17 protein-coding genes are annotated in these 18,762 nt (G+C 65.0%); 10 read left to right on the top strand and 7 right to left on the bottom strand.

Annotation, left to right across the window (positions count from 1 at the left end; translation table 11 throughout):
* Positions 1-137: 137 nt before the first annotated feature.
* Entirely contained in the window at positions 138-1,163 is a 1,026-nt protein-coding gene (locus RFM41_RS17645) for a LacI family DNA-binding transcriptional regulator (RefSeq protein WP_320248089.1), read from the bottom strand.
* Positions 1,164-1,359: 196 nt separating this feature from the next.
* Between RFM41_RS17645 and RFM41_RS17640 the strand changes: the two genes are divergently transcribed.
* The 5 genes from RFM41_RS17640 (at position 1,360) to RFM41_RS17620 (ending at position 6,352) form a co-directional block, all read left to right on the top strand.
* Positions 1,360-2,391 (top strand): Gfo/Idh/MocA family protein, encoded by a 1,032-nt coding sequence (locus tag RFM41_RS17640; protein ID WP_320248090.1) that lies wholly within the window; start codon positions 1,360-1,362, stop codon positions 2,389-2,391.
* Complete coding sequence (locus RFM41_RS17635; protein WP_320248091.1) at positions 2,391-3,296, top strand: sugar phosphate isomerase/epimerase family protein; 906 nt, start codon at positions 2,391-2,393, stop codon at positions 3,294-3,296. The genes RFM41_RS17640 and RFM41_RS17635 overlap by 1 nt, the downstream gene beginning before the upstream one ends.
* 115 nt (positions 3,297-3,411) lie before the next feature.
* Positions 3,412-4,425: a substrate-binding domain-containing protein gene (locus tag RFM41_RS17630; RefSeq protein WP_320248092.1), complete on the top strand. Its 1,014-nt coding sequence runs from the start codon at positions 3,412-3,414 to the stop codon at positions 4,423-4,425.
* Positions 4,426-4,511: 86 nt separating this feature from the next.
* Positions 4,512-5,306: an ATP-binding cassette domain-containing protein gene (locus RFM41_RS17625; protein ID WP_320248093.1), complete on the top strand. Its 795-nt coding sequence runs from the start codon at positions 4,512-4,514 to the stop codon at positions 5,304-5,306.
* Positions 5,306-6,352, top strand: a complete 1,047-nt coding sequence (locus RFM41_RS17620; RefSeq protein WP_320248094.1) for an ABC transporter permease — start codon at positions 5,306-5,308, stop codon at positions 6,350-6,352. The genes RFM41_RS17625 and RFM41_RS17620 overlap by 1 nt, the downstream gene beginning before the upstream one ends.
* Before the next feature lie 8 nt (positions 6,353-6,360).
* On the opposite strand, the gene RFM41_RS17615 is transcribed toward RFM41_RS17620, so the two are convergent.
* Entirely contained in the window at positions 6,361-8,997 is a 2,637-nt protein-coding gene (locus tag RFM41_RS17615) for an ATP-dependent helicase (RefSeq protein WP_320248095.1), read from the bottom strand.
* A 266-nt stretch (positions 8,998-9,263) separates the two neighbouring features.
* Between RFM41_RS17615 and RFM41_RS17610 the strand changes: the two genes are divergently transcribed.
* Positions 9,264-11,576 carry a glucose/quinate/shikimate family membrane-bound PQQ-dependent dehydrogenase gene (locus RFM41_RS17610; protein WP_320248096.1) on the top strand — a complete coding sequence of 771 codons (2,313 nt, stop codon included), beginning with the start codon at positions 9,264-9,266 and terminating at the stop codon, positions 11,574-11,576.
* 19 nt (positions 11,577-11,595) lie between these two features.
* Here the strand turns inward: RFM41_RS17610 and RFM41_RS17605 are convergent, their stop codons facing one another.
* Positions 11,596-12,033, bottom strand: coding sequence for a hypothetical protein (locus tag RFM41_RS17605; protein ID WP_320248097.1), 438 nt, complete (start codon positions 12,031-12,033; stop codon positions 11,596-11,598).
* Positions 12,034-12,258: 225 nt separating this feature from the next.
* Between RFM41_RS17605 and RFM41_RS17600 the strand changes: the two genes are divergently transcribed.
* On the top strand, positions 12,259-13,161 hold the full coding sequence (locus RFM41_RS17600; protein WP_320248098.1) for a dienelactone hydrolase family protein: 903 nt from the start codon (positions 12,259-12,261) through the stop codon (positions 13,159-13,161).
* Between the two features lie 9 nt (positions 13,162-13,170).
* Here the strand turns inward: RFM41_RS17600 and RFM41_RS17595 are convergent, their stop codons facing one another.
* A complete protein-coding gene (locus RFM41_RS17595) occupies positions 13,171-14,103 on the bottom strand; it encodes an EamA family transporter (RefSeq protein WP_430691522.1) in 933 nt (310 codons plus the stop codon).
* Positions 14,104-14,191: 88 nt separating this feature from the next.
* On the opposite strand from RFM41_RS17595, the gene RFM41_RS17590 reads away from it, so the two are divergent.
* Positions 14,192-14,668 (top strand): Lrp/AsnC family transcriptional regulator, encoded by a 477-nt coding sequence (locus RFM41_RS17590; protein WP_320248100.1) that lies wholly within the window; start codon positions 14,192-14,194, stop codon positions 14,666-14,668.
* A gap of 66 nt (positions 14,669-14,734) precedes the next feature.
* On the opposite strand, the gene RFM41_RS17585 is transcribed toward RFM41_RS17590, so the two are convergent.
* Together RFM41_RS17585 and RFM41_RS17580 are read right to left on the bottom strand one after the other, a co-directional pair.
* Positions 14,735-14,932 carry a hypothetical protein gene (locus RFM41_RS17585; RefSeq protein ID WP_027168755.1) on the bottom strand — a complete coding sequence of 66 codons (198 nt, stop codon included), beginning with the start codon at positions 14,930-14,932 and terminating at the stop codon, positions 14,735-14,737.
* 145 nt (positions 14,933-15,077) lie between these two features.
* Entirely contained in the window at positions 15,078-15,563 is a 486-nt protein-coding gene (locus tag RFM41_RS17580) for a thioesterase family protein (RefSeq protein ID WP_320248101.1), read from the bottom strand.
* 162 nt (positions 15,564-15,725) lie between these two features.
* On the opposite strand from RFM41_RS17580, the gene RFM41_RS17575 reads away from it, so the two are divergent.
* Both RFM41_RS17575 and RFM41_RS17570 read left to right on the top strand, forming a co-directional pair.
* Positions 15,726-17,138 carry an FAD-binding oxidoreductase gene (locus RFM41_RS17575; protein ID WP_320248102.1) on the top strand — a complete coding sequence of 471 codons (1,413 nt, stop codon included), beginning with the start codon at positions 15,726-15,728 and terminating at the stop codon, positions 17,136-17,138.
* A gap of 91 nt (positions 17,139-17,229) precedes the next feature.
* Positions 17,230-17,748 (top strand): hypothetical protein, encoded by a 519-nt coding sequence (locus RFM41_RS17570; protein ID WP_320248103.1) that lies wholly within the window; start codon positions 17,230-17,232, stop codon positions 17,746-17,748.
* Between the two features lie 25 nt (positions 17,749-17,773).
* Here RFM41_RS17570 and RFM41_RS17565 read toward each other — a convergent pair whose 3' ends face one another.
* Entirely contained in the window at positions 17,774-18,742 is a 969-nt protein-coding gene (locus RFM41_RS17565; RefSeq protein WP_320248104.1) for a Dyp-type peroxidase, read from the bottom strand.
* Between the last annotated feature and the right edge of the window lie 20 nt (positions 18,743-18,762).

The raw sequence follows: 18,762 nt of genomic DNA, 5'->3' as shown, positions 1-18,762 counted from the left end.
CCAGGGCCCATCACCTTTACCCACGGCCTCAGACGCTTCAATGCCATCACAGACGGCTTCCTTCTAGCCTCACAAAATCAACCCGAAGCAAATGTGTGCGCACGCTAGCCCACAAGGGGAGAAGGGAAAGGGTGTGCTCAATCGCTCTCCCGAACGACCAGTTCCAGCGGCCAGACTTCGCGGATGATGCGTGTGCCTTCGGGGCCGGCGAAGGCGGGAAGGGAGGCGAGCAGCATCTCGGCCAGCCGCCGGCCCATCGGTTCCAACGACGGACGGAAGGCCGTCAGCGCCGGCGAGAAATAGCGGCAGAGCGGGGTGTCGACGATGACGGTCACCGCGATGTCGTGGCCAGGCCGGATGCCCATCTCGGCCAGCGCCTTGCAGCCGCCGAGCGCCATCGCGTCATTGTTGAAGATGATGGCTGTCGGCCTGTCTCTGGAGAGCATGACGCGCGGCGTCACTTGGTAGCCGCCGGCCTCGTTGATGAAGCCGTCGGCGATCAGGCCGGGATCGACCTCGATGCCGTGCCGCTTCAGCGCCTCGCGGTAGCCGTCGAGGAAGAGGTAGCCGAAGTTGAGGTTGAGCGCCGGGCGGATGGCGGCGATGCGGCGATGGCCGCGCGCGACCAGCCGGTCGACCGCGTCGCTGCCCGCTTTCTCGAAATCGAGATCCAGCGATGGGTAGGACTTGCCGCCCGAGCGGCTGCGGCCGAGCGTGGCAAAGGGAAAGCCCCTCTCGGTCAGGTAGTCGATGCGCTCGTCCTCGCGGCGCGTCCAGGCCAGCACCACCGCGTCGGCGCGGCGGGTCTCGACGACGCGGCGCAGGCGTTCCTGTTGATAGTCGCCCGGCGCGCCCATGACCACGATCAGGTCGAGCCCGCTTTCGGCCAGCCGCGCCTGCAGTCCGGTCAGGAACGGGATGAAGAAGGGTTCGCCATACTGCTGGTCGCCCGGATGCGGCTGCAGCATGAAGGCGATCGAACGGGTGGCGCCTTGCCGGAGACTCCGGCCGGACTGGTTTGGCGAATAGTTCAGCTCCCTTGCCGCTTCCAGCACGCGCTGGCGCGTGTCGGCATTGACGTCGGCCCGGCCGTTCAGCGCCCGCGATACGGTGCCGATCGAGATGTTCAGGTGACGCGCAAGGTCGTGGATGCTGGACGCCAATGACGGTTCTCCCCCTGCCTTGGCTAGCACCGGCTGCCGCTCAGGCCAAGGCTTCGGGACAATTTTCGACAAGCAGCCGATTGACATTCTACGCCATCGGGTGTGTTCTCGTAAACGTTTACGGAAAACGTTTACGGTGATACCGTGGGTGCCGTGACACTCGACCTGGAGGGGCCGAGCCGAGGAGGAGCGCTGGATGATGAACGTCGTCCTGGTCGGGTGCGGAGCCATGAGCAAGCACTGGCTCGATGCCGCAAGGCGGATCGACGGGCTTGCCATTGCCGGCCTTGTCGATCTCGATGCCGACCGGGCACAGGCGAGGGCGCGCGAATATGAGCTTTCCGGCGTGGTCATTGGCACCAGCCTCGATGCCGTCCTCGATCAGACCAAGCCCGATGCCGTCTTCGACGTCGTGGTTCCGGCAGCGCGCCGCGAGGTCGCGCTTTCTACCTTCGCCCATCATTGTCATCTGCTTACAGAGAAGCCGCTGGCCGACACTCCCGAAAACGCGCACGCCATTATCGAGGCAGCGCGTCGCGCCGACCGGGTCCATGCAGTCGTCCAGAACCGCCGCTATGTGGCCAATGTCAGGCGCATCAGGCGGTTCCTCGATTCCGGCGCCATCGGCGCTCCGACCAGCATCCATGCCGACTTCTTCGTCGCGCCGCATTTCGGCGGCTTTCGCGAGGAGATGCGCCACGTGCTGTTGCTCGACATGGCGATCCACACCTTCGACGCCGCGCGCTACATGGTCGCCGGCGAGCCGGTGAGCGTCTATTGCCAGGAGTGGGAGCCGGCCAGTTCCTGGTACCGACAAGGATCGTCGGCAAGCGCGGTCTTCGATCTCGGCGGCAGCAAGGTTTTTACCTATGCCGGCTCCTGGTGCGCCGACGGGTTCCGCACGAGCTGGGAGGGAAGCTGGCGCATCGTCGCCGAGCGCGGCAGCGTGATGTGGGACGGTCACGACGGCCTCAAGGCGGAGGTGGTCGCGCCAGGCCGCGAAGGGCTGTTCGACAAGACCACGCCGATTGAAGTGCCGCCGCTCGATCCGACCGACCGCGTCGACGGCCATCTCGGCATCATCCAGGATTTCATGCACGCGATCGAGACCGGCGCCGAGCCGGAGACGCGCGGCGCCGACAACATCAAAAGCCTGGCCATGGTCTTCGCCGCCATCGAGAGCGCGGAGAGCGGGCGGCGCGTGGCAATCGCCAAGGAAGCGATGTGATGGCAAATCCGCTGCTCGACATCAGGATCGGCACCATGGTGCGGGCCAATCTCGACGACCCGGCCGCCTATGTCAGGCAGATCCTGCCGCTCGGCTTCGAGAGCATCCAGCCTTTCTTCTGGCAGACGCTGGGCGGCAAGGACCTAAGGCGCCTGGCGGGCGAAATCCGCGAAGTGATCGGCGATGCCGACGTCACTGTGTCGTCGATCGGCGTGTTCGGCAATCCGCTGGAAGGCGGCGAGGTCGATCGCGGCGTGCTCGCGGCCTGGGAGACCGTCATCGACAACGCGCATCTGTTCGGGACATCCATGGTCAGCGGCTTCACCGGCCGCATCCGCGGCAAGAAGCTGACCGACAGCCTGCCGCGCTTCCGCGAGGTCTGGGGGCCGTTGGCCAAACGTGCCGCCGACAAGGGCGTGCGCATCGCCTTCGAGAACTGCGCGATGGACGGCAACTGGGCGAGCGGCGACTGGAACATCGCCCACAATCCCGACGCCTGGGAGCTGATGTTCAACGAGTTGCCCAACGACAATCTCGGGCTGGAATGGGAGCCCTGCCACCAGCTCGTCTATCTCATCGACCCGATCCCGCAGATCCGCAAATGGGCGCCGCGCATCTTCCACGTCCACGGCAAGGACGCGACCGTGCGCTGGGACGTGATCCGCGAGCATGGCGTGTTCGGGCGCCTGCCTTTCGTGCAGATGCGCACGCCGGGTTTCGGCGACAGCGACTGGGCAAGGGTGATCAGCGAGTTGCGGCTGGCGGGTTACAAGGGCGCCATCGACATCGAGGGCTGGCACGACCCGGTCTATCGCGGTGACCTCGAGATCACCGGACAGGCGCGGGCGCTGGATTATCTCAAGCAATGCCGGGGAGGGAACAGCTACCTGCCCAATCCAACTTGAATACTGGCCAACTTGAATACTGGCCGACTTGAGTACTGGCCGGCGGGAGAAGCCGGCCGATCCAAATCATTGTCGAAAACCCTTGATCGCGAGGGGCCAAAAGGGAGGAACGTGTATGAGCATGACGACCAGAAGGACTGTTCTGCGCTCGACCGTCGTGGCTGCCGCCACGGCGCTCTGCGCCTCGATCTCCACCTTACCGGCACGGGCGCTGGATGCGCAATGGTGCAAGGACGTGCATATCCGCTTCTTCGTCGGTGGCGCCGAGGGCGACGCCTTTGGCACGATCGTCTACAATGGCGCCAAGCAGGCGGCCGCCGATCTCGGGCCGAAGGTCGATTACATCTTCTCGCAATGGGACGTCGAGAAGATGGTGCAGCAATTGCGCGAGGCGGTCGCGGTCAAGCCCCAGGGCATCGCCATGATGGGCCATCCGGGCGACGCCGCGATCATGCCGTTGGCCGGGCAGGCGCACAAGGACGGCATCAAGATGATGTACCAGAACGTGCCGGTGCCGAAGGTGGTGGAAGCGTTCGGCGGCGGCTATGTCGGCGCGCAGCAGGAGCAGCAGGGCCGCGCGCTCGGCGCCGAGGCGTTCAAGCTCGGCAAGCTCAAGGCCGGCGACAAGGCGATCATGATCGGCCCGTTCGAGAACGAGAACCGCGGCGCGCGCGAGCGCGGCACGGTGGCGGCCCTGAAGGAGGCCGGTGTCGAGGTGATCCAGCTCTCCTCGCCGCCGAGCGGCGAATGGGCGTCCGATCCGAACCTCGCCATTCCGGTGATCACGGCGGCGCTGCTCAACCACCCCGACGTCAAGGCGGTCGGCTATCCGGGCGGCCAGATGCTCGGCAATGTCGCGACCTACATGCAGGCGGCTGGCAGGAAGCCGGGCGACATCTTCAACTTCGGCTTCGACACCAGCCCGCAGATCGTCGAGGGCTTCAAGGGCGGCTGGGTGCAGCTGACGGCCGACCAGCAGCCGTTCCTGCAGGGCTATCTGCCGATCTTGAGCCTCTGCCAGCAGGTGGTGCTCGGCCTCGCGCCCATGAATGTCGACACCGGCGCCGGTTTCGTCACGCCTGAAAATTATCAGGTCGTCTCGGAGCTCGCCAAGCAGGCGCTGCGCTGATCTCCCAAGCAGCCGGCCGGGGTTGCGCCCGGCCGGCCGGATCGCCGGCGCACGGCCGGCAGACAGACAATTCAAGCGAGGATCGCATGGGCGAACGCATCATCGAACTGCGCGACATCACGAAATCCTACGGCCAGGTCTATGCGCTGGGCGGTGTCAATCTCAGCGTCGATCGCGGCGAGGTCGTCGGGCTCATCGGCGACAATGGCGCCGGCAAGTCGACGCTGATCAAGATCCTGTCCGGCGTGGTCAAGCCGACCAGCGGCGAGATCCTCGTGCGCGGCAAGCCGGTCAGCGGATGGAGCGCGGCGCGCTCGCGCGACGCCGGCATCGAGACGGTGTTCCAGGATCGGGCGCTGGCCGTGCAGCAGACGATCGTGCGCAACATCTTCATGGGCCGCGAGCTCACCAGCTTTCTCGGCTGGCTCAAGGTCAACAAGGAGATCGAGGAGGCGAGCCGGCTGATGCGCGAGATCGGCTTCACCTCGAAAGTGTTCACGCCGCATTCGATCGTCGGCCAGCTCTCGGGCGGCGAGCGCCAGGGCGTGGCGATCGCGCGCGCCATCTACAAGCAGGCGGAGCTGATCATCCTCGACGAACCGACGACGGCGCTGTCGCTGACCGAGACCGCCAAGGTCTTCCATTTCGTGCGCCAGGTGCGGGCAAGCGGCCGCTCGATCCTGTTCATCGGCCACAACATCCACCATGTCTTCGACATCGCCGACCGCTTCGTCGTGCTCGACCGCGGCAAGGTGGCGCTCACCGCCGGTCGCAGCGAGATCAAGTCGGCCGACGACCTCATCGACTTCATGGAAGACATCGCGCATCCCGACGGCTTGCCGGGGCTGCACGAGGCAGGCGAAGCGGAGCAGAGAGCGTGATGAGCAAGGCCATGGAACCCGATCTGCAAACGCCTCTCGGAAGGGCAAGCGGCAAGGCGGCCAAGGAGTGGAGCCACCCCTCCGACAACTGGCTGCGCGGCTTCGTCCTCGACAACCGCGCCTCGCTGGGCACGCTCGCGGTGTTCATCGTCATGATGGCGGTGTTCATGATCGCCAACCCGACCGTCTTCACCACATGGTATCTCTACAGCTCCGTGCTGACGACGCTTCCCGTGGCGCTGTTCGTGGTGGTGCCGCTGGTCTTCGTCGTCACATGCGGCGAGATCGACCTGTCGTTCCCGGCGACGATGGGCTTCGCCTCCTGGGTTTTCGCGCTGGTCGTGCAGGCCGGCTACGATCCGTTCCTCGGCATCGCCGCCGCTCTCGTCACCGGCACGCTGCTCGGTTTCCTGGTAGGCTCGCTGGTCGTCTACGGCGGGCTCTCGTCGCTGATCGCCACGCTCGGCATGAACTTCCTGCTGCGCGGCCTGATCCAGATCATCAACGAAGGCAAGTCGATGGCGCTGACCGGCCTTGCCGACAGCCCGGCCTACAAGATCTTCTCCAGCCAGCTCTTCGGTATCCCGGTGCAGATCTTCTGGGCGATCGCCTTCGTCGTGTTCTGCGCGCTGCTCTACAACCGCCACCGCTTCGGCGCGCAGGTGAAGGTGGTCGGCGACAATCCCGACAGCGCCAGGCAGATGGGCATCGACGTCAAATGGGTGCGGGTGAAGGTGTTCGTCTTCGTCGGCATAGGCGCCGCGATCGCCGGCTGCTTCTCGGTGATGATCAACTTCACCTGGTGGCCGACGGCGGGCGACGGCTATCTCTTGCCGGTACTGGCTTCGGTGTTCGTCGGCGGCACGCCGACCTGGGGCGGCATCGGCACGGTCGTCGGCGGCGCGATCGGCGCGGTCACGGTGTCGTTCATCCAGACCGGCGTGGTGGCGGCTGGCCTGAGCGGCTTCTACGTGCAGTTCTTCAACGGGCTGATCATCATCCTGTCGCTGCTCGGCCACAAATGGAACCAGGCAAGATACAGGTGAGGGGCTGCTCACACCGGCGCGACGAACCCATCCAGCACGCGCTTCTGCCCGGCCTTGTCGAAGTCGATGGTGAGCTTGTTGCCGTCGATGGCCGCGATGTTGCCGTTGCCGAATTTCTGATGGAACACGCGGTCGCCGACATTGAAGGCGGACGGCGTGTCGGCGACGGATTTGGCGACCAGCTCGCCCTCGATGGTGCGGCCTTTCACCGAGGTGCGGCCGGCGCCGTAGCCGCTGTCGGTCTCGCCATAGCCGATGCGCTCGACCTGATGGCCGGAGCGGGTGCCCCAGTTGCGGTCGGTCGCCTCGGTGCGGTTGGCCTGAGCGCGCTGCCAGCCGGGCGTCGCATAGGTGTTGGAAAAACTGCCCTGGTCCTTGGCGCCGATATTGTCGAAGCGCGAGGCGCCATAGGGATTCTGCCGGCCGCCACCGCGCCCGGAAGCGAAGGCGCCGCCGCCATAGGGATTGCCGTAGCCGCCATAGGAATTGCCGCCGTCGGCGACGTCGACATGGGTTTCCGGCAATTCGTCGAGGAAGCGAGACGGGATCGTCGATTGCCACAGGCCGTGGATCAGGCGGTTGGAGACGAACCAGATATGCAGGTTCTTTTTCGCCCGCGTCAGGCCGACATAGGCGAGCCGGCGCTCTTCCTCCAGGCCGGAGCGGCCGCCTTCGTCCAGCGCGCGCTGGTGCGGGAATAGGCCTTCCTCCCAGCCGGGCAGGAAGACGGTCTCGAATTCGAGGCCCTTGGCCGAATGCAGCGTCATGATCGAGACGGCATCGAGCGACTCGCCCTGCTCGGCTTCCATGACCAGCGCGACGTGCTCGAGGAAGGAGCGCAGCGATTCATACTCCTCCATGGAGCGGATCAGCTCCTTGAGGTTTTCCAACCGCCCGGGCGAATCCGCCGAGCGGTCGTTCTTCCACATGTCGGTGTAGCCGCTCTCCTCCAGGATGGTTTCGGCGAGCTCGGTATGCGGCGTGGTTTCCAGCGCCTTCTGCCAGCGCTCGAAATTGGCCGCGACCTCGCGCAATGCGGCGCGCGGCTTCGGCTTCAGCTCGTCGCTTTCGGCGAGTGTGGCTGCCGCTTCCAGCATCGGGACGCGCATGGCGCGCGCGGTGTCGTGGATCTGACGGATGGTTGCTTCGCCAAGGCCGCGCTTCGGCACGTTGACGATGCGCTCGAAGGCGAGGTCGTCGCCGCCGTTGGCGACGACGCGGAAGAAGGCCAGCGCGTCGCGGATTTCCAGGCGCTCGTAGAAACGCGGGCCGCCGATGACGCGGTAGCTCAAGCCGAGCGTGATGAACCGGTCTTCGAAGGCGCGCATCTGGAAGGAGGCGCGCACCAGGATCGCCATGTCGTTGAGGTTGTGCTTCTGCCGCTGATAGGCCTCGATGGCATCGCCGATGGCCCTGGCCTCTTCCTCGGAGTCCCAGGAGGCATGGACATGGACCTTGTCGTCCTCGGGGTCGTCGCGGTCGGTGAACAGCGTCTTGCCGAAGCGGCCTTCATTGTGGGCGATGAGATGGGAGGCGGCGCCCAAAATATGCGCGGTGGAGCGGTAGTTGCGCTCCAGGCGGATGATGGTGGCGCCCGGGAAATCCTTGTCGAAGCGCAGGATGTTGTCGACTTCGGCGCCGCGCCAGCCGTAGATCGACTGGTCGTCGTCGCCGACGCAGCAAATGTTGACTTTGTTCTCGCTCACGGCCGCGCGCTCGCTCCGCTCGCTGGCCTCCGCGGGGGCGGCCTGACCGGCCGACGCCCGGTCGGGCTTGCGGCCTTCGGCCGATGCAGCGCGCACGTTAGGCCGCTGTGCCAGGAGCCGGAGCCACATGTACTGCGCGGTGTTGGTATCCTGGTACTCGTCGACCAGTATGTATTTGAACTTGCGGTGATATTCCTTCAGCACGTCCGGATAGGCGCGGAAGATGCGGATCGGGTGATAGAGCAGGTCGCCGAAGTCGCAGGAATTCAGCGTCTGCAGCCGTTCCTGATAGGCTTTGTAAAGCTGGCGTCCCTTGCCGTTGCCGAAGCTGCGGGCATCGCCTTCCGGAATTTCGTCGGGGCCGAGGCCCTTGTTCTTCCAGTTGTCGAGCATCTGGGCGAAGGTCTTGGCCGGCCAGCGCTTGTCGTCCAGCCCTTCGGCCTGGATCAGCTGCTTGATCAGCCGCACCACGTCGTCGGTGTCGAGGATGGTGAAATCCGATTTCAGCCCGGCAAGCTCGGCGTGTCGGCGCAGCAGCTTCACGCCGATCGAGTGGAAGGTGCCGAGCCAGGGCATGCCCTCGACATTGCCTTCGCCGATCAGGTGGCCGATGCGCTGCTTCATCTCGCGCGCGGCCTTGTTGGTGAAGGTGACGGCGAGAATCTGCGAAGGGAAGGCCCTGCCGGTGGCGAGGATGTGGGCGATGCGCGTGGTGAGCACCCGCGTCTTGCCGGTGCCTGCGCCGGCCAGCACCAGAACCGGGCCTTCGGTCGTCTCGACGGCGAGCCGCTGCTCCGGGTTCAGGCCCTTCAGGTAATCGTGCGCGCTGTTCTGGCCGCTGCGCGCCGCCATGGCGCGCGCGGCTATGCCGGATGGGGCCGCAGCGGGCCGCGCATTCGGTTCATCGAAAAAAGGCATGTCTTCGGAAAAGCCCGACATCGCTCCCGAATGTAGTGATTCGGGAGCGAAAGACCAGAACTGTCTACGTTTTGTTCTAGTTTCGCGTGTTCCGGACCAACTTGACAGCCGGAGCGGGTGAGGGAAAGCTGCCGGCAGGGCAGGGACGGCTCGCCGTTACCTGGAAGCCGCTCTATCTTTGTTTGACGCAATTCCGGGCGGAACGTTACGGCGACGGCGCCGAACTCAACCGCTTCACACTTTTCCTGGAATTGCCTGATGCGCGCAACAGTCGAAGGAGCACCGTCTTGGCTGTCACCATCACTTCCCTCGTCCTTTTCCTCATCGGTCTCATTCTCGGCGGCGGCGGCATCTGGCTCATCGCGCTGGGCGGGAGTTGGTACTACCTGATCGCCGGTCTGGTCTTCCTGATCACCGCCTGGCTGCTTTTCAGGCGCAGGTCGACCTCGCTGTGGCTCTACGCGCTGTTCGTGCTCGCCACTTTATGCTGGGCGGTCTGGGAAATCGGCTTCGACTGGTGGCAACTCGGCCCGCGCGGCGGCGTCATCGTGCTCATCGCCTTGTGGCTTTTGACGCCATGGGCGAGGCGAGGATTGCAGGGACCGGATGGACGCGCGCCGCTGATCCTGGCCGTGCTCGCCTCGCTTGCGGTCGCCTTCTATTCGATGACCGCCGACCCCCACGACGTCGGCGGCACGCTCGGCACCGAGAAGGCGACGGCGGCGGCCAATCTCGGCGGCGACATGCCGGCCGGCGAGTGGCACTTCTACGGCCGCACGCCTTTCGGCCAGCGCTATTCGCCGCTCGACCAGATCACGCCTGACAACGTCGCCAAGCTGCAGCCGGCCTGGACCTACCGCACCGGCGATATCAAAGGCCCCGACGATATTGGCGAGACGACCTATCAGGTGACGCCGCTCAAAGTGGGCGACACGCTCTTCATCTGCACGCCGCATGATTTCGCCATCGCCATCGATGCCGCGAGCGGCAAGGAAAAGTGGCGCTATGACCCGAAGATCAAGCTCGACCCCAACCGCCAGCACCAGACCTGCCGCGGCGTGTCCTATTACGCCGACGCCAAGATCGCCACCGGCCAGCCCTGCGCGCAGCGCGTTTACCTGCCGACGTCGGACGCCCGGCTGATCGCGCTCGACGCGGCGAACGGGCAGGTGTGTCCGTCCTTCGCCGAAGGCGGCACGCTGAACCTGATGGTCAACATGCCCTATCCGAAATCGGGCTATTACTATTCGACCTCGGCGCCGCTGATCGTCGCCGGTAAGATCATCGTCGGCGGCGCGGTCAACGACAATTACTCGACCGAGGAGCCGTCCGGCGTCATCCGCGCCTTCGACGCCGGCACCGGCGCCCTGCTGTGGAACTGGGATTCCGGAAATCCGGATGTGACGACGCCGCTGCCGGCCGGGCAAACCTACACCCATAACTCGCCCAACATGTGGTCGACGGCAAGCGCCGACGAGAAGCTCGGTCTCCTTTATCTGCCGCTCGGCAACCAGACGCCGGACCAGCTCGGCATGGGCCGCAGCGCCAATGTCGAGAAGTTTTCCTCCTCGATCACCGCACTCGACCTCAACACGGGGCAATTGCGCTGGGTGCGGCAGACCGTGCATCACGATCTATGGGACATGGACGTGCCGGCGCAGCCGTCGCTGGTCGACATCACCACGGCGAACGGCGTCGTGCCGGCGCTGGTCGGGCCGACCAAGCAAGGCGATCTCTACGTGCTCGACCGGCGCACGGGGGAGCCGATCATTCCGGTGAAGGAAGTGCCGGCACCTGGCGGCGCGATCGAGGGCGATCAGGCCTCGCCGACGCAGCCGGCCTCGGACCTGTCCTTCAATCCGAAGCCGCTGACCGGCGCCGACATGTGGGGCATCACCATGTTCGACCAGCTGGCGTGCCGGATCGAACTGAAGCGATTGCGCTATGAGGGCCGCTACACGCCGCCCTCGCTGCAGGGCTCGCTGATCTATCCCGGCAATTTCGGCGTCTTCAACTGGGGCGGCGTCGCGGTCGATCCGGTGCGGCAGGTAATGTTCGGCATGCCGACCTATCTCGCCTTCACCTCCAAGCTCATCCCGCGCGCGGACGTGCCGCCGCCGAGCAACACCAAGGGCAGCGAGCAGGGGCTGAACCGCAACGAAGGCGCGCCTTACGCAGTGGTGATGGGGCCGTTCCTGTCGCCGCTCGGCATTCCCTGCCAGGCGCCGCCCTGGGGCTATGTCGCCGGGGTCGACCTCAAGACGGGAAACATCGCCTACAAGCACCGCAACGGCACCGTCTATGACATGACGCCGCTGCCCCTGCCGCTCAAGGTCGGGGTGCCTGGCATCGGCGGGCCGATGATCACGGCGGGCGGCGTCGCTTTCCTGGGGGCCGCGGTCGACAATTATCTGCGCGCCTATGACCTAGCCACCGGCAGGCAGCTCTGGCAGGCGAGGCTGCCGGCGGGCGGGCAGTCGACGCCGATGACCTATACGGTGGCCGACGGTCGCCAGTTCGTCGTCATTGTCGCCGGCGGCCACGGCTCGGTCGGCACCAAGCCGGGCGATTATGTGATGGCCTATACGCTGCCCAAATAAGAAGAGGCAGCGTCAGGCTTCAAAGCCCGAGATGGCTCCTGAGGCTCGGTACCTGGTCCAGCACCTGGTTGGTCAGGTCAGGGCCGGCGGCGGCTTCCGCCTGTTGGATCAGCGTCGTGCCGGCCTTCTGGATCTGCGCCATGTCGAGGCCGGATGCCTTGAGCGCGGCGACGCCGTTGATCAAAGCACCGGCCTTCTCGCCGAGCACGCCGCCAAGCGCGCCCTGCAGCGACGACAGAAGGCCGCCGCCCGAATTGGCCGTCCCGCCGGCGGCCATCACGTCATATTTCTGCGCCAGCGCATCGGCGCCGGGGATCTGGGCGAAGAAGGACGAAACGCTGCTGCCTTCCGCTTCGTGCTCAAGCACGGAGAAGATGGTGCCGACAACCTTTTCGGCGGTCGGCTCGTCGAGGCCGGCCTTGGAGGAAACGGTGTTGATGATGTCCTGGACGTTCATGGCATTCCCCTTTCGTCATTCGTATCGGCTGCTCGCAACTTCCCGTCCTAATGTGACAGCACCATCAAGACTTTCGGAAATGACCAAAATGTGATGAATCAGTTGGCCTGTCGGCGCGGCAGCTCTCCTCTCAAGCCCCTGCGGAGATCGTCACCCGGGCGTGACTGGACCGTGCAATTCTCGACCCTATCTTGCGGATCACCTGCCAACCGTCGAGGAAAGCCCATGACCGAATCCGTTGCCAAGCCCGTCATCACGCAGCCTGTCATCACTCAGGCGATGATCGATGCCTATGACGAGTACACGCATCTGACGCTCGACCGCCGTCGCTTCATGGAGCAATTGACGAGGCTGGCGGGCTCGGGTGCCGCGGCGGCCGCGATCGCGCCGATGCTGGCGGCCAACTCTGCCCAGGCGGCGATCGTCGGTGAGGACGACAGCCGTGTTAAGGGCGAGGACATCAGCTATCCCGGCTCGAGCGGCGAGATGAAGGGCTACCTGGTCAAGCCCGCCGATCAGCGGGGTAAGCTCGGCGCCGTCATCGTCGTGCACGAGAACAGGGGGCTCAACGCGCATATCCGCGATGTCGCCCGGCGCGTGGCGCTGGAGGGGTTAGTCGCGTTGGCGCCGGACTTCCTGTCGCCGCTCGGCGGCACGCCTTCCGACGAGGACAAGGCGCGCGACATGTTCGCCAAGCTCGACGCCGCCCAGGTTGCGGCCGACGGCGTGGCGACGATCGCCTATCTCAAGAGCCTCAAGGACGGCAACGGCAAGGTCGGGGCGGTCGGCTTCTGCTGGGGCGGCGGGGCAGTGAACCAGCTTGCCGTCCACGCGCCCGACCTCAGCGCCGGCGTCGCCTATTACGGCATGCAGCCCAAGGCCGAGGACGCCGCGAAGATCAAGGCGCCGCTGCTTCTTCATTATGCCGGCCTCGACAGCAGGACCAATGCCGGCATCGACGCCTACAAGAAAGAACTCGACGCCGCGCATGTCGAATACAAGGTCTATGTCTATGAGGGCGCCAACCATGCCTTCAACAACGACACTTCGGCCGCTCGCTATGACAAGAAAGCCGCGGATCTCGCCTGGGGCCGGACGGTGGCTTTCCTTAAAGAGAAGCTAGCGTAGTCGAGCGGGTTAGGTGTTCGCCGCCGGCTTGTGGAAAGCGACGCCGGCGATGACCAGGGCAATGCCGATGCAGTCGGTGACGCTGGGCACCTGGCGCAGCACGATGACGCCGATCAGCGTTGCCGTGAGCGGCAGGAGCGAGAGCATTAGCGCGAAGCTCGCGCGCGGCAATCTCGCCATGGCGAGCTGGTCGCAGATGTAGGGGATGACCGAGGAGCAGACGCCGACGCCGATCGCGGCGACGAGCAGTTGCGGCGACCAGAAGGCGGGCAACGCCTCGCGAAAGCCGATGGGCAATACGATGAGGAGCGCGACCGCCATGGCGGCGCCGAGGCCGGCGATACCGATACCGGCCTGGGCGACGCGGTGACCGATCACGATGTAGCCAACGAACAGGGCGCCGTTCAAAAAGGCCCAGAACAGGCCGATCGGATCGCTCGACCATTTCACGTCGATGAGAAGCAAGGTGCCGGCGACGGCAACGGCGAGCGCGGCAAAGTTGCGCCGGCTGCGCAGGCCGACCAGCGCCACTGCGATCGTGCCGACGAATTCGATCGCCGCCACCAGCGAGATCGGCAACCGGTCGAGCGCCAGATAGAACGAGCAGTTCATCACCGCCAGGCAGGCGCCGAAGGCCAGCAGCAGGAGCCGCTGAGCGCGGTCCGCTTGGGCAAAAACGCGCCAGGGCCTGGTCAGGGAGGCGAAGATGACAGCAGCGGTGGCGATGCGCAGCCAAGCCATGCCCAGCACGCCGACCTGGGCGAAAAGCAGCACGGCGAAGGCCGGCCCGAGATAATGGAACACGGCGCTGACGCAGAACCAGACATGCGGCGGCAACGCGTCGGCCATTCCGGTAAGTGCGGCGCGGCCGCCGAGGGCAGGGCCCGCATCAGTGTCACCGGTGGCCCGGTTTGTGGCCGGAATTTGCGTTTGAGCTTTCATGCGCGCATTATCGCAGGCGAAACTCGCTCATTATATGTGCAATGAACGGCTTGGCGGTCGTTTTGCTTTCTGATGGAAGAGGTTCGGTTTGAAAAACCTTCGAAGTGAAAATGTCGATCTGGACGCGATCGATCTGAAGCTGTTGCGGCTCCTGGAAAAGGACGCGCGCATCAGCACGGCGGAACTGGCGCGCGCGGTCGGGCTGTCGGCGCCGAGCGTGGCGGAGCGCATCCGCAAGCTGCAGGAGAACGGCGTGATCGAGGCGTATACGGTCAGGATCAATCCGGCCGCTCTCGGCATGAAACTGTCGGCATGGCTCAGAATCAGGCCGGTGCCGGGGCAGCTTTCCGTGGTGGCGGACATCATTCGTGAATTGCCGGAAATCGCACAATGCGACCGGGTGACCGGCGAGGATTGCTTCATCGCGCTCGCCCATGTCGGCTCGGTGAGCGAGCTCGAGCGCGTGATCGACCGGATCATTCCCCATGCGATGACCAACACCGCCATCATCCAGTCGTCACCGGTCGAGCCGCGCTCGCCGCTGGGCGGGTTCAAGCAGAAGTGATGGGCGGGCGATAGAGCAATTCCAGGAAAGCGCCGCGCGGTCCGCGATTGCGTAGGAACAGAAAGATCAGGCGTGGCCGCGCTTCATGCGCGCCTGCTTCAGAATCGCGCGCCAGCGGATCATGTCGAACGGGATGGGTTCGTTGTTGTTGGCGATGTGGAAGATCTCGTTGTTGACGTTCTTCAGCGATCGCCAGAAATCATAGTCGGTGATGCGTGGATCGGCCGCCAAGCGCTCCACCTCGACCTTGATGTCGGTTTTCATGCACTGTCCTCGCACCGCATTCCGCCAGCCGCCCGCGCGCAAACCCGGTACGGCGGTTTTCGAACGCGCCACTGAGTCGTTCAACGGACTCAAGTGGTTTGTTCACGTTAAAACCTTGGTAAGGTTAACGCGGGCGCGCGGGTTTTCAAGCGCCCTTGCGCTTGATGCCGATCGAGCGGCCGGCGCGCTCCGGCATCGGCAGCGCAGCATGGGCGGCACGCACGGCCTCCAACTTGGCCATCACGTCCGCGGGGAAGGGCGCTACCTTAGGTCCTTCCATGTCGACATGCAGCGACAGCGTTTCGGACGTGGCGGCGAGCCAGCCGTCGACATGGCGGATTTCCTGATAGGTCCTCAACCGCTTGTCGTCATGATCGATGAGCTGGAACGAGACCTTGACCGTGTCGTGAAGATGCAGCTCGCGCACGTAGCAGACATGGACTTCCGCGGTGTAGACGCTGAGGTGGCGCTCCTTGGTATAGTTTGCGTCCACTCCCATCATTGCGAACGCTTCGTCTGTGCCGCGGTCGAACAGCACGTTGTAGTAGGCCATGTTGAGATGGCCGTTATAGTCGATCCAGTCCTTCTCGATCGCCAAGGGGCGGGAAATGATGGGCGCGGGGATCGTCATATGGTTTCCTTGATCGTCGCTGGACAGGCGTGGTTGGTGAGTTCTGTTCGTGCTGGCGCAATTCCGGACGGAAAACCGCTTCACACTTTTCCTCGAATTGCTTTAGGCATCATCCATAGCTGCTTAACAAGAGTGGACGCTGGTCCATTCGCGGAGGAATTCATGGCTTTGAGCGACCTCAACCCCGTCGAACGCAATGAGGAAGGCATCGCCGCGGTGCTCGGCATCCTCAAGCAGCGCTTCGGCGAGCGCTTCCAGACTGGCGCGGCGATACGCGGCCAGCATGCGCACACCACCACCTATATCCCGACCCAGGCGCCGGATGGCGTCGCTTTCGTCGAGACGGCAGCGGACGTGCAGGAGATCGTGCGTGCCTGCGCCACCCACCGCGTGCCGGTCATCGCCTTCGGTGTCGGCTCCTCGCTAGAGGGCCACACCAACGCGCCGGGCGGCGGCATTTCCATCGATACGTCGCGCATGAACCGGATCCTTTCGGTCAATCCGCAGGACCTCGACTGCACCGTCGAGCCCGGTGTGACGCGCGAGGATCTCAACCGGCACCTGCGCGACACCGGCCTGTTCTTTCCGATCGATCCGGGCGCCAACGCGTCGCTCGGCGGCATGGCGGCGACCCGGGCTTCCGGCACCAACGCGGTGCGCTACGGCACGATGCGCGAGAACGTGCTGTCGCTGACCGCCGTCATGGCCGACGGCGAGACGGTGACGACCGGCAAGCGGGCGAAGAAAAGCTCGGCCGGCTACGACCTGACGCGGCTTCTGGTCGGTTCGGAAGGCACGCTCGGCGTCATCACCTCGCTGACGCTGAGGCTGCAGGGCATTCCGCAGGCGATCTCGGGCGGCGTTTGTCCGTTTCCGAGCCTGGAGGCGGCCTGCAACACGGTGATAGCAACCATCCAGATGGGCATACCGGTGGCGCGCATCGAGCTGGTCAACGCGCTGCAGATGCGGGCGATGAAGAATTATTCCAAGCTCGACTATCCGGAAAGTCCGTGCCTGTTCGTCGAATTCCACGGCAGCGACGCCGGCGTGGCCGAACAGGCCGAGACGTTCGGCATGATCGCCGAGGAGAATGGCGGTGGACCGTTCCTGTGGACCAGCGTCGCGGAGGAGCGGACGAAGCTCTGGAAGGCGCGGCACGATGCCTATTGGTCGTCGCTGACGCTGCGTCCCGGCGCCAAGGGACTTTCGACCGACGTCTGCGTGCCGATCTCGCGGCTTGCCGAATGCGTCACCGAGACCGAGGCTGACATCGCCGAGATGGGGCTGGTGGCACCCATCGTCGGCCATGCCGGGGACGGTAATTTCCATGTGCTGGTGCTGATGGACGTCGACAATCCGGCCGAGATCGCGCTCGCCGAGAAATTCGTCGCCAGGCTCAACATGCGTGCCATCGCCATGGAGGGAACCTGCACCGGCGAGCACGGCATCGGCCAGGGCAAGGTCGGCTTCCTGCGGCACGAGCTCGGCCACGGCGTCGAGGTCATGCGCACGATCAAGCAGGCGCTCGATCCGCTCAACATCATGAACCCGGGCAAGATCCTGCCGGCGGCGTGATATTCGTCGTGCTTGATCGCATCGCCGTTTGGTCGCAGACTCCGGTCAGAGATCGGACGAGACGCAGGCTTCACAACGGAGGAGCAAAGCCATGGCGATTTCACGCAGGGAAGAAGCTCGCGCGCTGAGCGCGGACGAACAGGATCTGGTCGCGAAGTCGCATCATCCCGCGGTTCAGGAACTTGCGGATGCCGAACTCGCCAATCTGGTCAAGCTGTTGCGGGAGCGGCGCGACAGGGCGCAGACCGAAGCGCATCGGCGGCGCCGCGAAATGCGCGGCAAGGGCGCGCCAAAGGGCGCCGTGGCGTCGAAAGCCGACGGCGGCTCTCGGCTGAAGCTGGAAGTCCTCGCAATGGCCATGCGGCGGCTGAACGGCGAGGCCGAACGGCGCCGTCAGCTCGCCGCCCGCCTTTCATTGGCCGAGAACGCCCGCAAGGCACTGGCCAGCAAACAGGCCGCCACCAATGGGCCGGATTTCAACGCGCGCACGGCGCATGAGGGCATGCGGGCGGTGGCAAACCTGAAGGCACAGAACCTCATCCGGCCGATGGAGCGCGGCCGTCAGCGAAAGGCGGCGGCGGTGGCTCAGGCCAAGCGCGACGCACGGTAAGAATTCCCCGACGGATGGGTGCGCACTATTGCTGCACCCCCTCGACCAGCTTCTGCAGCATTGGCCGCGTCGGCGCGAAGAAGGTCGTGCCGGTATGCGGGGTGGAGAAGTCGAGCAGCCGGTCATAGGCGCCGGGCGGCTCGCCGACATACATGCGCTGCAGCATCTTTTCGATCACCCACAGATAGCGCGAGTAGCCGATGAAATAGGTGCCGAACTCGTTCTGCCCGGGGCGGCCGAACGGCATGTTGTCGCGCAGGATGTCGTATTCGTTGCCGGCATCGTCTTCGATCGTGGCCAGCGACTTGTGCGACTTGCGCGGCTTGTCGTCGTCATCGATCTCGATGTTGTCGATCTTGGTGCGGCCGATGATCTCTTCCTGGACATGCGTCGGCGTCTCTTTCCATCCCGCCATGTCGTGCAGGTACTTCTGCACGACGACGTAGCTGCCGCCGGCAAAGTCGCCGTCCTCGTCGCCGACCAGGGCGGAGGCGGGTAGGTCGAGGCCGGTCGGATTGGCGGTGCCGTCGACGAAGCCCAGGAGATCGCGCGCGTCGAAATAGCGAAAGCCGGACACCTCGTCGACGACGGACACGCTGCCGCCCAAGCTATCGAGCAGGATGCGCTCGAGCTCGAAGCACATGTCGGGGCGCTCGGCGCGGATGTGGAAAAGCAGATCGCCCGGCGTCGAGGGTGCCGAATGCGCCGCCCCCTCGATCGGCGCGAAGGGTTTCAATTCGCGCGGCCGCCGGTTGGGCGACAGACGGTTCCAGAGTTCGGCGCCGATGCCGGCGATGCAGGACAGCCGGCCCGACAGGTCGCGGAAGCCGACATTCTTGACGAGATCGTCCAGTTCGCCCAGCACCGAGGCGGCGGTCGAAAGCGCGGCCTTGTCGCTGCCGACCGTGACGACGAGGAAAATCGCGGCTGTCGAGAGCGGAGCGTCGACGCTTTGCGCGTCGATCGGCACTCTGTCCCAGTTCTTGCCTGACATCGGGAATGCTCCGTGTTGGG

This window comes from Mesorhizobium vachelliae (genome assembly GCF_033977325.1).
In the GTDB taxonomy this organism is placed as follows: Bacteria; Pseudomonadota; Alphaproteobacteria; order Rhizobiales; family Rhizobiaceae; genus Mesorhizobium; species Mesorhizobium vachelliae.
This window is presented reverse-complemented; position numbering and strand designations above follow the sequence as displayed.